Source organism: Microbacterium sp. Bi128 (assembly GCF_918698205.1).
In genome coordinates this window covers 1-1,962 of record NZ_CAKKMM010000966.1, presented here as the reverse complement: position 1 = coordinate 1,962, position 1,962 = coordinate 1, and the positions used below count along the sequence as shown (strand labels likewise).

Annotated in this window: 4 protein-coding genes; all 4 read left to right on the top strand. The window is 71.4% G+C overall.

The window, feature by feature from the left end; genetic code table 11:
- Positions 1-214 (top strand): DivIVA domain-containing protein (locus LQV45_RS28635; RefSeq protein ID WP_230010371.1); only part of this gene is annotated, 214 nt, incomplete at its 5' end.
- Positions 215-262: 48 nt separating this feature from the next.
- On the top strand, positions 263-976 hold the full coding sequence (locus LQV45_RS28630; protein ID WP_230010368.1) for a transglycosylase SLT domain-containing protein: 714 nt from the start codon (positions 263-265) through the stop codon (positions 974-976).
- Positions 977-983: 7 nt separating this feature from the next.
- A complete protein-coding gene (locus LQV45_RS28625; protein WP_230010365.1) occupies positions 984-1,271 on the top strand; it encodes a hypothetical protein in 288 nt (95 codons plus the stop codon).
- A partial coding sequence (locus LQV45_RS28620) for an alpha/beta hydrolase (RefSeq protein ID WP_230010362.1) occupies positions 1,271-1,962 on the top strand: 692 nt, incomplete at its 3' end. The genes LQV45_RS28625 and LQV45_RS28620, both read left to right, overlap by 1 nt.

The window sequence follows — 1,962 nt, the reverse complement described above, 5'->3', positions numbered from 1 at the left end:
CTTCGACCGCGTGGGGGTCCTGCACTACGGCTACAGCGTGCACGAAGTGGACATCGTCGCCGACCGAATCGCGCGCTACCTCGTCGCCGGCGATCCGATCACCCCGGAGCAGGTCCGTTCCGTGGCGTTCCGCCTGCAGCGCGGCGGCTACCGCGAGACGCAGGTGGATGCCGTCCTGGATGCCGTCATCGAAGTCATGCTGGCGGTCGGTTGAGCTCGGCGTGGCACCCCCGCCGAGCACACCGGTAGTATCGAGCCCACTGTGACTTCCGGAACCGACCTCACGCGCGCGACGTCCCGACGGGCAGCCCGTCGTGGGCCGGTCGCCGTCGACGTGGTCCATCCGGCGCCGTCGAGCCGCCGAGGTCCGCACTGGACGCGGCGCCGGGGCGTTGTCGGCGTCTTCGCGGCGTGCGCCGCGCTCGCTTTCACGGGCGCCTACGTCGGCCCGATGGGCGGGGCGATCCTGCGGGCCCAGGCGGACGAGCCGCAAACGGTGACGCTGTACGCCGAAGGCCTCGGCGACTCGCAGCACGTGTCCACCGGCGGTGAGAAGCAAGCGCCCACTCTCGATCGTTCGAGCTACAACGTCTACGTGAAGCCGAAGCCGACCCCCACCCCGACCCCGGTCGCCACGTCGTCGAGGTCTGGTTCGGAGGCGTCCAGCGGCGGCGGCGGTCCGGTGTTGTACTCGGGCGGCGGCGCCCCGAGCGAGTGGATGTCGGCGGCCGGTATCTCCGAGGCCGACATGGGGTACGTCGACTACATCGTCAAGCGCGAGAGCGGGTGGAACCCCAACGCCACGAACCGCTCCTCGGGCGCATGCGGCCTCGTGCAGGCCCTCCCGTGTAGCAAAGTGCCCGGCAACGGGTACGACCCCGTCGACAACCTCCGGTGGGCGACCGGTTACGCGACGGGTCGGTACGGCAGCTGGGCCGAGGCGTACGCCTTCTGGACCAGCAACCACTGGTGGTGAGCGGGTCGTGCCCCGATCCCGCAAGCGGCGGCCGTCGAGCGACCGCGCCGACGCCTCTCTCGATCGCCTGATCGCCGGGTGGAAGCGCACCGAGGTCAAGCGCGGCGCAGAGTGGACGGTGCAGCCGCTGTCGGCGCCCCAGGCGCAGAAGGCCTACATCTGCCCCGGCTGCGGTCGCACGGTCGAGGTGGGCGTCGCTCACCTCGTGGTGTGGCGGGCGGACGGAGTCCTCGGCGAGGCGGCCGATCTCGCTGCACGACGGCATTGGCACACACACTGTTGGAGGATCGCCTGATGGAGATACGCGGCCCCGTGCTGCTGCCCGCGCGCCGAGAGGACGTCGAGTTCGAGACCGTCGACGGTCTCACCCTCGTGGGCGAGCTCGCTCTCCCCGAGAACCGCGCGCCGGTGGCGACGCTCGTGACCCTCCACCCGCTGCCCACGGCGGGCGGGTTCATGGACTCGCACATCCTCCGCAAGGCCGCGGGACGGCTCCCCGCACTGGCAGACCTCGCGGTGCTCCGGTTCAACACGCGCGGCACCACGTCGCCGCGCGGCACCAGCGACGGGGCGTTCGACGGGGGAGCGTCCGAGGTGTTCGACGTCGCCGCCGCCGTGGACTTCGTCCGCGAGCGTGGGTTGCCACGCCCGTGGCTCGTGGGGTGGTCGTTCGGCACCGAACTCGCGCTGAAGTACGGGCGCGACCACGACATCGAGGGCGTCATCCTGCTTTCGCCGCCTCTTCACCGCGCGTCGGCCGACGAGGTCGCCGCGTGGGCCGGAGACCCGCGCCGGGTGATCGTCCTCGTCCCCGAGTTCGACGACTACCTTCGGCCCGACGAGGCCCGCGAACGCTTCGCGTCGATCCCGCACGCGCAGCTCATCGCCGTCGACGGTGGCAAGCACCTGTGGGTGGGAGAGAACCAGACCCGACGCGTCCTGACCGAGATCGTCGCCGCGGTCAACCCCGACGCACTGCCCCTGCC